Consider the following 14,441-nt stretch of genomic DNA (forward strand, 5'->3'; position numbering starts at 1 on the left):
CTCAGGTCCTCGCCTGTCCGCTGTCGGGGCTGCTGTCCGGGCCGTTTCTCCGGGAGCTCCATCGGCTCAACCCCGAACGCGCGGTGCTCTCGGGGATCCTGGCCCGCACGCGGCTCCGCGCCGTGATGTGCGTCCGGACGACGCGGGCCACGGACGCGACCTGAGGCGGCTCCATCATGGTGAAATGGTTGCCCGGGACCTGGTGCATGACGAACCGCCCGCGGGTGAGGTCCCTCCAGTAGTCGACGTCGTCGGGCTCGCTCGCGCCGAGCTGATCGCGCGCGCGCACGAACAGGACGCTGGCTTCCGTCGGGCGCGGCTCGTAGAGCGTCATGGCGCGCCAGGTGCTCAGCACGATGGCGCGGAACGGCGCGTCCTCCTGGAGCGCGGCGACGAAGCCCTGGTACGCCTTGGGGGCCGCGTCCTTGAGCCCGATCATCTGCCGGAGCACGTCGTCGGCGCTCTCGATCGACGCGCCCCGCGCGGACGCCAGGGATCCGGTGTCCAGCAGGAGGAGCTGCACCTTCTTCCCTTCCGCCAGGAGCTGCTGCGCCATCTCGTAGGCGATCACGCCGCCGGCCGAGTGGCCGCCCAGGAGGTACGGGCCCTCCGGCTGGACGGCGCGCAGCTCTTGAACGTACCGCGCCGCCATGGCGGGGATCTCGGAGAAGACGGGCTCGTCGGGCTCCATCCCCGACGCCCGGATCCCGTAGATGGACAGCTCGGCGCCCATCTGCCGCGCCAGCTCGCGGTAGATGAAGATCGTGCCGCCGATGGGCTGCACAAGGAACAGCGGCGCCCTGCGGTGCGACCCGACGTGGAGCGGGACGATGAGCCGGCCGCGCCCGCGCCCCGACGCGACGCTGGCGCTCCTGTAGGTGGGCGGCGCGGAGGCGCTGGAAGGCTGGCTCTCGTGGATGTGCTCGGCGAGCGCCGCCACGGTGCGGAGCTCCAGCAGCGCGTGCACCGATAGCTCGACCTTCAGCCGCTCCTTGATCAGGGCCCGCACCTCGATCGCGCTCAAGGAGTGCCCGCCGAGGTCGAAGAAGTTGTCGTGCGGCCGCACCTTGGCCACGCCGAGCACCTCCCTGAAGATGTCCGCGAGCGCGCGCGCCACATGATCCGCAGGCGCCCCTGCCCTCTGCTCGGAGCTCGCGTCGCCCCGGTCCGTCGCAGGCGCCGGGAGCGACGCCGCGTCGCTGCTGTCGAGCGCCGACGAGGGCGCCGCCATCGCCGCAGGCGCCGGGCGCGGGGCGCCGAGCACGTACGGCGTGCGCTTGAACGGGTACGTCGGCAGCGGGACGCGCCGGCGCCGCTCGTCCCGGGAGAACGCCGCCCAGTCGACGTCGGCGCCGGCGCACCAGAGCTGGCCGACGGCGGCGAGCAGCGCCTCCAGGTCCGTCCGATCGGAGCCCGAGCTCGCCATCGTGGTGAGAATGAGCCGCCCCGCGCCGGCGTCGGGGTGCTGGCTCGCCAGCGTGGCCAGCGTCCGCCCGGGCCCGACCTCGACGAAGACGTGATCCGGGTCGAGGAGCAGCGCTTCGAGCCCTCGCCCGAAGCGGACGGTCCCCCGGAGGTGCCGCGCCCAGTAGGACGGATCCTGGGCATCGGCGTCCGTCATCCACGCGCCGGTGAGGTTCGAGAGCATCGGGATGCGCGGCGCCCGTCGCTCCAGGGAGGCCGCCAGCTGGGTCAAGCGGTCCGCGAGCGGGCCGACGAGCGAGGAGTGCGCCGCCGTGGCGATCGGCAAGCGCCGGGTCTCGTGGCCCTCGCGCGCGCACGCCTGCTCGAGGCGCTCGATCGCAGGCAGCGTCCCGGAGACGACGCACACCTCCGGGCCGTTGACGGCGGCCAGGGAGAGGCCGTTGCCGAGCCGATCGAGCAGCGCGTCCTCGGAGAGATGCACGACGAGCGTCGCCACGTCCCTGGGCAGCTGCTCGTACAGGCGCCCGCGCGCCGCGATGAGCGTCACCGCGGCCTCGAGCGACAGCACACCCGCGACGCAGGCGGCTGTGTACTCGCCCAGGCTGTGTCCGCTGACCGCCGCCGGGCGGATGCCCCACGACAGGAGGAGCCGCGCCGTCGCGACCTCGGTCGAGAAGATGGCCGCCATGTTCGCGCAGGGGGCGCGCAGCTGCTCGGCCGCGCGCTCCCGCTCCTCGGGGCCCGGGAAGAGCAGCGCCCGGATATCCATGGAGAGCGCGCGCTGGAACAGCGTGGCGCACTGATCGAGGCTCTCCCGGAAGACGCGCTCGCTCCCGTACAGCTCTCGCCCCATGTCCACCCGCTGGGAGCCTCCGCCGGGGAAGAGGAACACCACCTTCGGCGCGCGGCCCTCGGCGACGTCGCTGAAGGCGTGGGCGGGATCGCGCGCTCGCAGGCGGGCGGCCGCCGAGACCGGGTCGCGGCAGACGACGGCGCGGCGATGCGCGAACCGCGCCCGCCCCTGCTGGAGCGTGAAGGCGACGTCGGGGAGGGAGACGCGCGCCGCGTGCCGCAGGTGCCCGGCCAGCCGATCCGTGATGCCCTCGAGCGCTTCGCTCGTCTGCGCGGACAGGACCAGCAGCTGGCAAGCCCGCGACGGGCCGGACGGATCCATCGCGGGCGCCTCCTCCAGGACCACGTGGGCGTTCGTGCCCCCCATCCCGAAGGCGCTCACCCCGGCGCGGCGCGGGCGCGTTCCGCGCTTCCAGGCGAGCGGCGCGGCGTTGACGAAGAACGGGCTGCTCTCCAGGTGGAGCTCGGGGTTCGGGCGCCGGAAGTGGAGCGTGGGCGGGATCAGCTCGTGCTCGAGCGAGAGCGCGGCCTTGATGAGCCCGGTGGCCCCGGCGGCCGCCCCCAGGTGCCCCAGGTTGCTCTTCACCGAGCCCAGCGCGCAGAACCCGACTTTGTCAGTGCCATTTCTGAAGGCGCGCGACAGGGCGGCGACCTCGATCGGATCGCCGAGCCTCGTGCCCGTCCCGTGGCCCTCGACGAAGGTGATGCTCTCCGGCTCCACCCCTGCGGCGGCGTGCGCCTTGAGGATCGCCTGCGCCTGTCCGTCCGTGCCCGGCGCGGCGTAGCCGACCTTGCGCGAGCCGTCGTTGGTGATCGCGGATCCGAGGATGACGGCGTGGATGTGATCGCCGTCGCGGAGCGCGTCCTCCAGCCGCTTGAGCACGACCACCGACACGCCGCTGCCGGCCACGGTCCCCTGCGCGTCGACGTCGAACGGCCGGCAGTGCCCGTCCGGCGACGCGAGCGAGCCCTCCTCGTGGACGTGACCGAGGCGCGTCGGCGGGAGGACCACGACGCCGCCTGCGAGGACCATGTCGCACTCCTTCGTGGCGAGGCTCTGGCAGGCCAGGTGCACCGCGACGAGCGACGTCGAGCACGCGGTCAGCACCGTCACGGCGGGCCCGCGGAGGCCCAGCTTGTACGCCACCCGCGTCGTCAGGCCGTCGGTGACGTTCCCGGTGAAGATCCGGTAGTACTCGGCGCTCAGCGGCGCCTTGGGCATGCCGACGCGCTCCAGCCAGTACAGCGGGGCGTCGCTCCCGGCGAAGACGCCGACCGACTGCTCGCACGAGAGCGGGTCGTAGCCGGCCCTCTCCATCGCCTCCCAGGCGCACTCGAGGAAGATCCGGTGCTGCGGGTCCATGAGCATCGCCTCGTTCGGGCTGTAGCCGAAGAACCGCGCGTCGAAGCACATCGCGTCGTCCAGCACGCCGCACGCCGGCACGAGGTTCGGCGCGCGGATCAGCTCCAGATCGACGCCCGAGGCCTCCAGCTCCTCGGGCGTGAAGAAGCGGATGCCCTCGACGCCGTTGCGCAGGTTGAACCAGAGCGTGTCGACGTCGCGCGCCTTGGGGTAGCGCCCGGACATCCCGACGATCGCGACGGCGTTCGCGGGCGCAGCCTTGCGCTCCGGCGCGGGGGCCCGGCGGCTCGAGGGGCGCGTCGGCGGCGCCGGCGCCGCGGTCTCGTCTGCCTCCGCGGCCCGCGGGGCCGCGCCGAGGTGAGCGGCCAGGCTGCGTATCGTCGGGTGCTGGAACAGCTCCACGATCGGCACGTTCCGGCCGAAGCGCGCCTGGAGCGCGGCCTGGACCTGCACGAGCAGGAGCGAGTGGCCGCCGATCTCGAAGAACCGATCATCGAGCCCCACGCGGTCGAGGTCGAGCACCTTGCGCCAGATCTCGCTCAGGACCGCCTCGATGTCCGAGGCCGGCGCGGCGGTATTGGGCTCAGCGCTCGGCGTCGGGCGCTCGGGCGCGGGGAGCGCGCGCCGTTCGACCTTCCCGCTCGCGTTGAGCGGCAGCGCGTCGAGCTTCACGAAGATCGCCGGGACCATGTACTCGGGGAGCTTCGCCGCGAGGAACGCCCGCAGGGCCGGGAGGAGGGCGCGCGCCTGCTTCGCGCGGAGCGGGTCGTTGACCAGCGGCGAGCGCGCCTGTCCCTCGGCGGCGCTCGCGCCGAGGAGGGCGCGCGGCCTCCGCGGATCCCCGTCGCGCTCGAAGAGGACGTCCATGCGCTCCGGGCCTCCGGTCCGCGACCAGGTGACGCGGACCGCGTAGCCCAGCCTGCCGCCGAGCTCCCAGAGCGCCTCCGGCTCGATCGCGGCGCCGGCGCGCGCGGGGCCCGCGGCGCAGAGGTCCTCCTTGGTCCCGCTCGCCGTCGAGAGCGCCGCTGCCAGGGCGACGTCCGCGTGCACGCGCGCGTTCGGGATGCCCAGCACCTCCAGCGCCTCGGGGCGGTCCTCCCGCAGCGACCGCTCGATCTCATCGATGTCCGCCGGCGCCGGCCCGCCGATCGATCGAGCGATCGCGGCCGGCTCCGCCGTCGCGCCCACGAACAGCACGACGTCGTACCGGTAGCGGGTCATCTCCTCGGCGCCGTGGCCGCGCTTGAGCCAGATCTCCACGTGGCTCACGCCCGGGATCTGGCCGCGCAGGGCGCGGAAGTAGTCGGGCGCGACGACGAGCTCTTCCTCGATCGAGATCGCCCGCCGCACCCGGCCACGCAGCTCCTCGGCCGCTGTATCCGGCGACGCCCGGTGGAGCTGCACCGACGCGTGGAACGCCTCGAGCAGGGGGAGGCTCCGCACGTCGCCGATGAACACGAGCCCGCCGGGAGCGGTCGAGCGGACGGCGCCTTCGATCACCGATCGCAGGTAGTCGGCGCCGGGGAAGTACTGCACGATCGAGTTGAGGACGATCGCGTCGAAGCTCCCGGGCTCGACGTGGCTGAAGTCGTTGGCCTCGCGGCGCGCCAGCGTCACGTGCGTGTACCCCCTGGCGGCGAGCCTGGGGCGGAGCAGGGAGATGGCCTGCTCCGAGAAGTCGGTCGCCAGGTAGGCTTCGCAGCGGGGCGCCGTCTTCAGGAGAAGGAGGCCTGTCCCGCAGCCGATCTCCCAGACCCGCTTCGGCTGGAAGGACAGGATCCGCTCGACCGTGAAATCGCGCCACGCGCGCATCTCCGCCGCCTCGATGGGCGCGCCGGTGTAGCTGCTGTTCCAGCCCGTCGTGTCGAGGTCCGGATCGGTGACGGCGGTGTCCTTCGCGTAGGTATCGTCGTACAGCGCGCGCCACTCCGTGACGTGGCCCGCCTGGAGGCTCGCGTCGTGCGCCGCGGGCTGCCCGCCGCTGCTCGGCACCACGTAGGCGACGAGGCGCTTGTCGCCGTGGGCGTCGTCCGTCGCGAGGACGACGGCGTCGTCGAGGGCGGGGTGCTGCCTGAGCGCGGCCTCGATCTCGCCGAGCTCCAGGCGGAAGCCGCGGATCTTGACCTGGTGGTCGAGCCTGCCGAGGAACTCGATGTCGCCGTCGTGCCGCCAGCGGACGAGGTCACCGGTGCGGTACATGCGCGCGCCGGGCGCGTCGGAGAAGGGGTCGGGGAGGAAGCGGTCTTCTGTGAGCTGCGGGTCGTGGAGGTAGCCGCGGGCGAGGCCGTCGCCGGCGATGTAGAGCTCGCCGGGGACGCCGACGGGGACGGGCTGCCGGCGCGGGTCGAGGAGGTAGACGCGCACGTTGTCGATGGGCCTGCCGATGGGCGGCTTTCGTGAGGCGTCGCGGTCGTCGTGGGCGCCCCGGAGGAGCGAGCAGGAGGTGGTGACGACGGTGGCCTCGGTGGGGCCGTAGTTGTTGACGACCTCGAAGGGGATGGCGCGGTGAGGCCAGCGCCGTAGCCTGTCGCCGCCGGTGAGCAGGGCGCGCAGGGAGCAGCGAGCGGGCCAGTCGAGGCGCAGCAGCTCCTCGGCGATGGGGGTGGGGACGAAGGAGACCGAGATGTGCTGTTCCAGCAGCCACTGCTGGAGCTCCAGGGGCGAGCGGCGGATGGCATCGGAGGGGATGTACAGGCACGCGCCGGAGCAGAGCGAGGGCCACATCTCCCAGACCGAGGCGTCGAAGCCCGGGCTCGCGATGAGGGTGGTTCGATCCGTGCTGGACAGGGCGAACCGCCGCCTGTGCCAGGCCACCAGGTTGGTGAGCCCGCGGTGCTCCACGAGCACGCCTTTCGGCCGGCCCGTGGAGCCCGACGTGTAGATCACGTACGCCAGGTCGGAGGGGCCTGTGCTCCTCGGCGGCGCCGAATCAGGCTGCCCGGTGAGCGCCCGCCCGTCGGCGTCGAGGCGGATCACCACGCCGCCGAACGCGGGGATGCGGTCGGCGAGGCGCGCCCCGGTGATGAGCACCGGCGCCCTGGAGTCGTTCAGCATGAGCTCCAGCCGCTCGCTCGAGCTCTCGGGGCCGAAGGGGACGTACGCCCCGGAAGCCTTGAGGATCCCGACGATGCCGACCAGGAGAGCGAGCGACCGTTCTGCGTGGATCGCGACCGCCGTCCCCGGCACCACGCCGGCCTCGCGCAGGCGGTGGGCGAGCTGGTTCGCTCGGCGATCGAGCTCGCCGTACGTCAACGAGCCGCGGTCGGCCACGGCGGCCAAGGCATGCGGCGCGCGCGCCGCCTGCTCCTCGAACAGGTCGAGGACGCACCGGTCCCCTGGAGGGTCGACCGCCGTGTCGTTCATCTCGATCACGAGCCTCCGCTGCTCGGCGCGCGTGAGCAGCGGCAGCGACGACACCGGCTGATCCGGCCCCGAGGCCGCGGTGGAGAGCACCGTCAGCAGGTGCTCCGCCATCCGCTCGATCGTCGCACGATCGAAGAGATCGGTGCTGTACTCGAGCATCCCCGTCACGCCGTCGGGGCTCTCCCAGGAGTACAGCGAGAGGTCGAAGATCGTCTTCTTGGCGTCGGCCTCGATGGGACGGACCTCGACCCCGGCGAGCGCGAGATCGCGCTCCGCCGGGCTCTGCGGGGCGAAAGCGATCTGCACGACCGGGTTGTAGCCCGGGCTGCGCTCGGGCCTCAGCTCCTGCACGAGCACATCGAAGGGCAGCATGTCGTGCTCGTAGGCCTCCAGGCACAGCTGCCGCACCCGCTGGAGCAGCTCGTCGAAGCTCGGGTCGCCGGACAGATCGACGCGCAGGGGCACGATGTTCACGAAGAAGCCCATGATCTCCTCGAGATCCATGCGCGCCCGGTTGGCGCTCGGCATTCCGATCAAGAGGTCGTCGCGCTGCGTGTAGCGGTGCAGCAGGACGGCGAAGGCGGCCATGAGGACCATCGTCACCGTCATCCCCCGCTGGGCGCTGAGCTCCCCGAGGCGCTCCACGAGCGGCGCGTCGATCCGGAAGGAGACGGTGGCGCCGCGCAGGCTCTGGATCGCCGGCCGCGGATGATCGCTCGGCAGCTCGAGCAGGGGGGGCGCGTGGAGCAGCCGCTCTTTCCACCAGGCGAGCAGCTCTGCTCGGGCGCTGTCCCTCATCTGTTCGCGTTGCCACGCGGCGAAGTCGGCGTACTGGATCGCGAGCTCGGGCAGCGCCGCGGGGGCGCCCCCGCGGTGGCCGTCGTAGAGGATGGCGAGCTCGCGGAACGCGAGCTCGATGGACCAGCCGTCGGTCGCGATGTGATGGAGGTGGAGCCACAGGATGTGGTCCTCCGGCCCGAGCTTGAGCAGGCAAGCCCGGAGCAGGGGGCCTCGCTCGAGGTCGAAGAGCGTCTGCGCCTCTGCGTTGATGCGCTGGTGCGCCGCGACCTCCCGCTCTTCCGGGGAGAGGTGCTGGAGATCCATCACGTTGAGCTGCAACGAGCTCTGCGGGGCGATGATCTGGACCGGCCGCCCGTCGCGCTCCGCGTAGGTCGTCCGCAGGATCTCGTGCCGCTGCGCGAGCTCGCGGAGGCTCTTGTCCAGCGCTCCGATATCGACGCGCCCGCGCAGGCGGAACGGGAACAAGCAGTTGTAGGCCCGGCTCTCCGGCGCCAGCCGCTGGAGGAACCAGAGGCGCTCTTGCCCGAAGGACAGGGGCAGCGGCCCGAGGCGCGGGACGGGCGAGATCGCGCGCTCGGCCCCGCGCGCCGCGGGCTCCTGCCTCACGAGGGGCGCGAGCTCGGCGATGGTCGGGCGGCGGAAGAGCTCCTGGAACGCGAGTTCGACCCCGAGCGCGCTGCGCATGCGGGAGAGCAGCCGCACGGCATGGACAGAGCTGCCGCCCAGCTCGAGGAAGCTGTCATGCACCCCCACGCGCTCCTGCCGCAGCACCTCCTGCCAGATCCCGGCGAGCGCCCGCTCGACGGGAGAGCGAGGCGCGACGAAGGCGTGCGCCAGCGCGGTCCGCGCGGGGCCGGGGGCCGGGAGCGCCGCTCGGTCGACCTTGCCGTTCGCCGTCATCGGCAGCGCGTCGAGCGCGACGAAGGTGGACGGCACCATGAACTCGGGCAGCCTGCCCAGGAGGTGAGCGCGGAGCGCTGCCGGCGACGCCTCCACTCCCTCCACTCCTCGCGCGGAGGCTCCGTCGCCGCTCGTCGGGACCACGTAGGCGACGAGGCGCTTGTCGCCGTGGGCGTCGTCCGTCGCGAGGACGACGGCGTCGTCGAGGGCGGGGTGCTGCCTGAGCGCGGCCTCGATCTCGCCGAGCTCCAGGCGGAAGCCGCGGATCTTGACCTGGTGGTCGAGCCTGCCGAGGAACTCGATGTCGCCGTCGTGCCGCCAGCGGACGAGGTCACCGGTGCGGTACATGCGCGCGCCGGGGTCGGAGGAGAAGGGGTCGGAGAGGAAGCGGTCTTCTGTGAGCTGCGGGTCGTGGAGGTAGCCGCGGGCGAGGCCGTCGCCGGCGATGTAGAGCTCGCCGGGGACGCCGACGGGGACGGGCTGGCGTCGGGGATCGAGGACGTAGACGCGCACGTTATCGATGGGCCGGCCGATGGGCGGCTCGCGTGAGGGGCCGCGGTCGGCGTGGGCGTCCCTCGGGAGGGCGCAGGAGGTGGTGACGACGGTGGCCTCGGTGGGGCCGTAGTTGTTGACGATCTCGAAGGGGATGGCGCGGTGAGGCCAGCGCCGTAGCCTGTCGCCGCCGGTGAGCAGGGTGCGCAGGGAGCAGCGAGCGGGCCAGTCGAGGCGCAGCAGCTCCTCGGCGATGGGGGTGGGGACGAAGGAGACGGTGATCTGCTGCTCGAGCAGCCACTGCTGGAGCTCCAGGGGCGAGCGGCGGATGGCATCGGAGGGGATGTACAGGCACGCGCCGGAGCAGAGCGAGGGCCACATCTCCCAGACCGAGGCGTCGAAGCCCGGGCTCGCGATGAGGGTGGTTCGATCCGTGCTGGACAGGGCGAACCGCCGCCTGTGCCAGGCCACCAGGTTGGTGAGCCCGCGGTGCTCCACGAGCACGCCTTTCGGGCGGCCCGTCGAGCCCGACGTGTAGATCACGTACGCCAGGTCGTCCGGCGCCTGGCCAGCGGCCGGAGGCACCTTGTCCGCGGGCTCGCGATCGAGCATCGCCCGATCCGCGTCGAGGCGAACGACGCTGAGCCCGCGGCTCGGCACGCGGCAGACGAGGTCGTCGCTGGTCAGGAGCGCCGACACCTTCGCGTCCTCCAGCATGAACGCGAGCCGAGCCGGCGGATAGGCCGGGTCGAGCGGGACGTACGCGCTCCCCGCCTTGAGCACGCCGAGCGCGGCCACGATCATGTCCGGTGAGCGCTCCAGGCAGATGCCGACGAGCGCGCCAGGCCCGGCGCCGCTCTTCCTGAGGAGGTGGGCGATCTGGTTGCTCCGCCGATCCAGCTCGGCATACGTGAGCCGCTCGCCTTCGAACGCCACCGCGGCGGCGGAAGGGGCGCGGCGCGCCTGCTCCTCGATCTGCTCGTGGACCAGCTCGCGCGGCGGGGCCGTCGCCGCGCCGCTGCTCCAGTCGACGAGCAGCTGCCGCCGCGCGTCGGCCGACAGGAGAGGCAGATCCGAGATCCGCTGATCAGGGGCCTCGGCAGCGCCGCCGAGCAGCGCCTGCCAGTGCTCGAGCAGCCTGACCGCCGTCGCCTGCTCGAAGAGATCGCGGCGGTAATCGAGCCTCGCGACGACCCCTTCGGCGGCGTCCTCGACGCTCACCACGAGATCATGAGCGACGTACGGCAGCTCGAGGTCCGTTCGGGTCAGCGTCAGCAGCGGCCCATTGCACGGCGGGGGGCTGGGGGGCGTCGCCGCGAAGAGGACCTGGACGATCGGCGTGCGGCCCGGGTCGCGCGGCGCGGCGAGCTTCTCCAGCAGCGCCCTGGCGGGAACCTCGCTGTTCGCTCTGCCCTCCTCGATGGACCGGTGTACCTGGCGCAGGAGCTGTCGGAACGAGGGCTGTGCGCCGAACCTGCCCCGCACGATCACCGGGCCGCCGAAGAGGCCGATGAGCTCCCGGACGTCCGGCGTATCGCGCCCGGGCAGGGGCGTGCCGATCAAGACATCCTCCTCGCCGGTGATCCGGTGCAGGACAGCCAGCATCCCCGCGAGCAGCGCGGTGAACAGGCGCGCTCCTTCGTCCCGGGCCGCCGCTTCGAGGCGCAGGAGGAGCGATCGGTCGAGCGCGCGCTCGACCGACCCTCCGTCGAAGGCATGCACGGCGGGCCGCGGCCGGTCCGTCGGAAGATCCAGGGCAGTCGGCGCGCCGGCGAGCTCCCGTGTCCAGTGGTCGAGCCGCGCGTCGAGGCGATCGCCGGCGGCGCGGTCGAGCTGCCGCCGGACGTGGTCCTGATAACGGATGGGCAGCGCCGGAGGCGTCATGGAATGGTAGAGGGCGCAGAGCTCCGAGAAGAACAGCCCCACGCTGAAGGCGCCGTCGCAGACGAGGCCGTGCATGGACAGCGCGACCAGGTGGCGGCGCGGGTGCGCCCGGATGAGCGTCACCCGCCAGAGCGGGGCACGCTCGAGATCGAAGGGGCGAGCGGCCTCCTCGCGGGCGGCCGCGAGCGCCGCCTCGCCCGAGGTGGGCTGTAGGTCCGGGGCCAGATCCACCTCTCCGAGGTCGATCGCCACCGCGGGCCTGACGACCTGCGCGGGCTCTCCGTCGCGCTCGACAAAGGAGGTCCTGAGCGGCTCGTGGCGCGCCGCGATCTCCTCGATGGCGCGGCGCAGCCTGGGTACATCGAGATCCCCGTCGAGCCAGGCCGCGCCGCCTTCATGGATGACCGGCGCGGGACCATGGACTCGAGCAAGGAGCCATTTCGTCTCTTGCTCGAAGGAAAGTGGCGCGTAAGTCAGCTCAACCATGGCGCATGCCCTCCTGTCCGTTGATGTCAGAGAGCACCTCCCTCCTCCCGCTCCGAGCGTTCGGAGAGGCCCTTGCAATGGGCTCACGCGCGCCGCGTAGGCGCACCCATGCAGGTTGTCAGGCACTCCATTCGCTCGCGCGCCGGATGTCGGCTCAGCGATGTCCTCGGTGACATGGCGCTCCTCCTCCCGAGCGCGCTCCTCCTCCCGAGCGCGCATCAGGCGTACGCCTGTCACGGAACCATCACGCGAGAACTCGACGGCTTCGCCTCCCCCGGCGACACCTTTTCTTGGTCTACAGGATTAATAATGATCCTTTATCGTAGCATTGCCAAGCGGAATGATCAAAATCGTTCGAGCGACGAGCGGAAGGCTCATCTCGATCATGTTCGAGTTCCCGCCCGAGTCCCTGCCCGAACAAGTTCATCTGTGACGCGCCCTGCTCTGGTCGGCGCGGCGCGGCGCCGCGCCCGGGGCCGCGCCGGCAGGGGACCGCGTCTGGCCCTGAGCAGCCAGCGCCTCCGTGGCGCGGCGGGGGCTGTCCGCGGATGGACCGCGAGGGCAGGCGCTACTCTGTGGGAGGATCGGTGAAGAGCATACCAGTCGTCGCCGTGAGCTTCTCCAGGATTGCGGGCCCGAAGCGCTCGGCGAAGCGCGCCCTGTCCTCGGGCGCGATGACGATGTCGCCCGGCTCGTCTTCGCGCTCGTCCGTGATGATGGCGAGGAGCAGCCCGGGCTCCTGGCCGACGTTCTCGAACTGCCGGTAGACGCCCACGGGCACGTCGATCATATCGAACGGCTCGAGCGTTGTCTCGTCCGTGGCGCCCTCGTTCCAGCGCAGCGCGAAGCGTCCAGTGAGGCACAGAAATACCTCCCTCGAGCGACGGTGTGCGTGCAGAGGGACTTTGTCGCCAGGCCTGCAGCTGACGATGCCCACGCTCATGCCTTTGGGGCCGACGATGGCCGGCCCCGCCCCCTCGCGCGCGTCCCCCGCCGCGTGCGCCATCAGGAGATACAGAGGAGGGTTCACGGCGTCGAACGCCTCCTGTGGGATGCTGGTGTCAACGGTGTGATTCACGTAAGCCCGGAGCTCGCCGAACCGCGCGATGCGCGAGCGCATCTGCTCCGGGGTGATCTTCAGCGTCGTCATGATAGATCCCTCTTGTCTGCCGCGTCCGAGCTCCTGGACCGCTCGGCGCGGCTCTTCTCCAAAGATACCGCGGGCTATGGCGGTACGCTCGATCGATTCCCTGCTTCGAATCGACTTTATCGCTCGCTATGGTCGCGCGTCACGGGGGTGACGCGCGTGAGCCGTGTGTTGGCTGAGCAATGGACAATACTGGGCCAGTGTAGTAGCGTGGCCCGGGAAGGCCGATCTCTGGAGGAGCTCGGAAGCGTCGAGACGCGACGCCGCCGATCCCGCGGAGCGCTGGACGGTGAAGCCGATACGGCCCCGGCGCCTGTCGGTCATGTCTTTGTGAACGACATTGAATTCCAGGGACAGCCGTTTCCGCTGCGCCGGCAGCGCCGTGGTCATTAGCGAATTCCAGGGACAGCCGTTTCCGCTAGGCCGGCAGCGCCTGCGTCACCGGCGGGCGTGTCAGCGCGTCACTCCAGCACCACGAACTTCAGATACCGCCCCTCCCACCACGCCGGCAGCGTCGGGTGGTCCTCCGGCTGCCCGTGGATCGCCCGGATCCGCAGGTCGTCCCGCTCCAGCGTGGCGTCGTCCAGCGTCGCCAGGAAGTCTTCCGCCGTGATGTGGCTCGAGCACGAAGCCGCGCACAACACGCCACCTCGATCCAGCACGCGCGCGACCGCGGCGTGCAGCCGCCGGTAGGCGCCGAGCGCGCGCGGCTTGGCGCGCTCGCTCGGCGCGAAGCTCGGCGGGTCGCAGATGATGAGATCGTACCGGTCGCCGCGCGCGCGGGCCTTCTCGAGGAAGTCGAACGCGTCCGCCGTCACGAACTCGTGGGCCGCCGGATCCACGCCGTTCTCGCGGAACGTGCGCTGCGCCGACGCGTGCGCGGCCGACGCCGAGTCGACGGAGGTGACCCGGCCCGCGCCGCCGAGCGCCGCGGTCACCGAGAAGCCCCCCGCATAGCTGAAGAGGTTCAGCACGCGCCGGCGCCCGGCCGCGAGCGCGCGCACGCGGGCGCGGTTGTCGCGCTGGTCGAGGAACGCCCCCGTCTTCTGCCCGCGCGCGAGATCGACCTCCATCGCGACCCCCGTCTCCCTCACGAAGAGGCGATCCGGCAGCGGCGGCCCGTGCAGGTGCGCGAGCTTCTTTCCGTCCGCGTCCTCGCCCGCCGCCTGCGCGCGCGCGCGCAGGCCGATCGAGCGCACGCCGCGGGCGCCCAGCGCGCGCGCGAGGTGCGGGAGCAGGCGATCGAGCCAGGGCGCCAGCATGTCGCCGTCGAGGCGGATCACCGCGGCGCGGTCGTACCGATCGATGACGAGCGACGGCACCCGGTCCCCCTCGCCGTTGCACAGCCGGTAGGCCGTGGTGTCGCGGCCGTCGAACCAGCCGTCGCGCAGGGCGAAGGCGCGCTCGAGCCGCTCGGCGATGGCCCGCTCGTCGAGCGGCGGCGCCTGCGTGCGCTGGAAGACGCGGACGGCGATCGCCGAGTCCGCGTCCCAGAGCCCCCGCCCGAGGAACGGCGCCCCCTCGGCCGACAGCTCGACGACGTCGCCCGACGCCGCGGCGCCGCCGCGGTGCGCGCGCTCCCCGCGCTTGCCCTCGCCGCGCTTGCTCCCGTGCCCGCCGCCGTCCGCGATGCCGTCTCGGTAGACCCATGGGTGGCCGCGGCGGACGGCGGCGGCGGCTGGCGCGGTGAGATGGACCCGCATCGACCCCGCCTAGCACGGTAAGCTC

The 14,441-nt window shown here is 72.2% G+C and carries 3 protein-coding genes; all 3 read right to left on the minus strand.

Going from position 1 to position 14,441, the window contains the following annotated elements; translation table 11 throughout:
• Nucleotide 1 precedes the first annotated feature (1 nt).
• Nucleotides 2-11,566 (minus strand): amino acid adenylation domain-containing protein, encoded by an 11,565-nt coding sequence (locus tag WME73_RS01900; RefSeq protein WP_437914572.1) that lies wholly within the window; start codon nucleotides 11,564-11,566, stop codon nucleotides 2-4.
• Between the two features lie 568 nt (nucleotides 11,567-12,134).
• Nucleotides 12,135-12,716, minus strand: a complete 582-nt coding sequence (locus WME73_RS01905; protein WP_437743865.1) for a cupin domain-containing protein — start codon at nucleotides 12,714-12,716, stop codon at nucleotides 12,135-12,137.
• Between the two features lie 458 nt (nucleotides 12,717-13,174).
• Nucleotides 13,175-14,416 (minus strand): class I SAM-dependent rRNA methyltransferase, encoded by a 1,242-nt coding sequence (locus WME73_RS01910; protein ID WP_437914573.1) that lies wholly within the window; start codon nucleotides 14,414-14,416, stop codon nucleotides 13,175-13,177.
• Nucleotides 14,417-14,441 lie beyond the last annotated feature (25 nt).

The organism is Sorangium sp. So ce302 (assembly GCF_051530145.1).
Classification (GTDB): domain Bacteria; phylum Myxococcota_A; class Polyangia; order Polyangiales; family Polyangiaceae; genus Sorangium; species Sorangium cellulosum_B.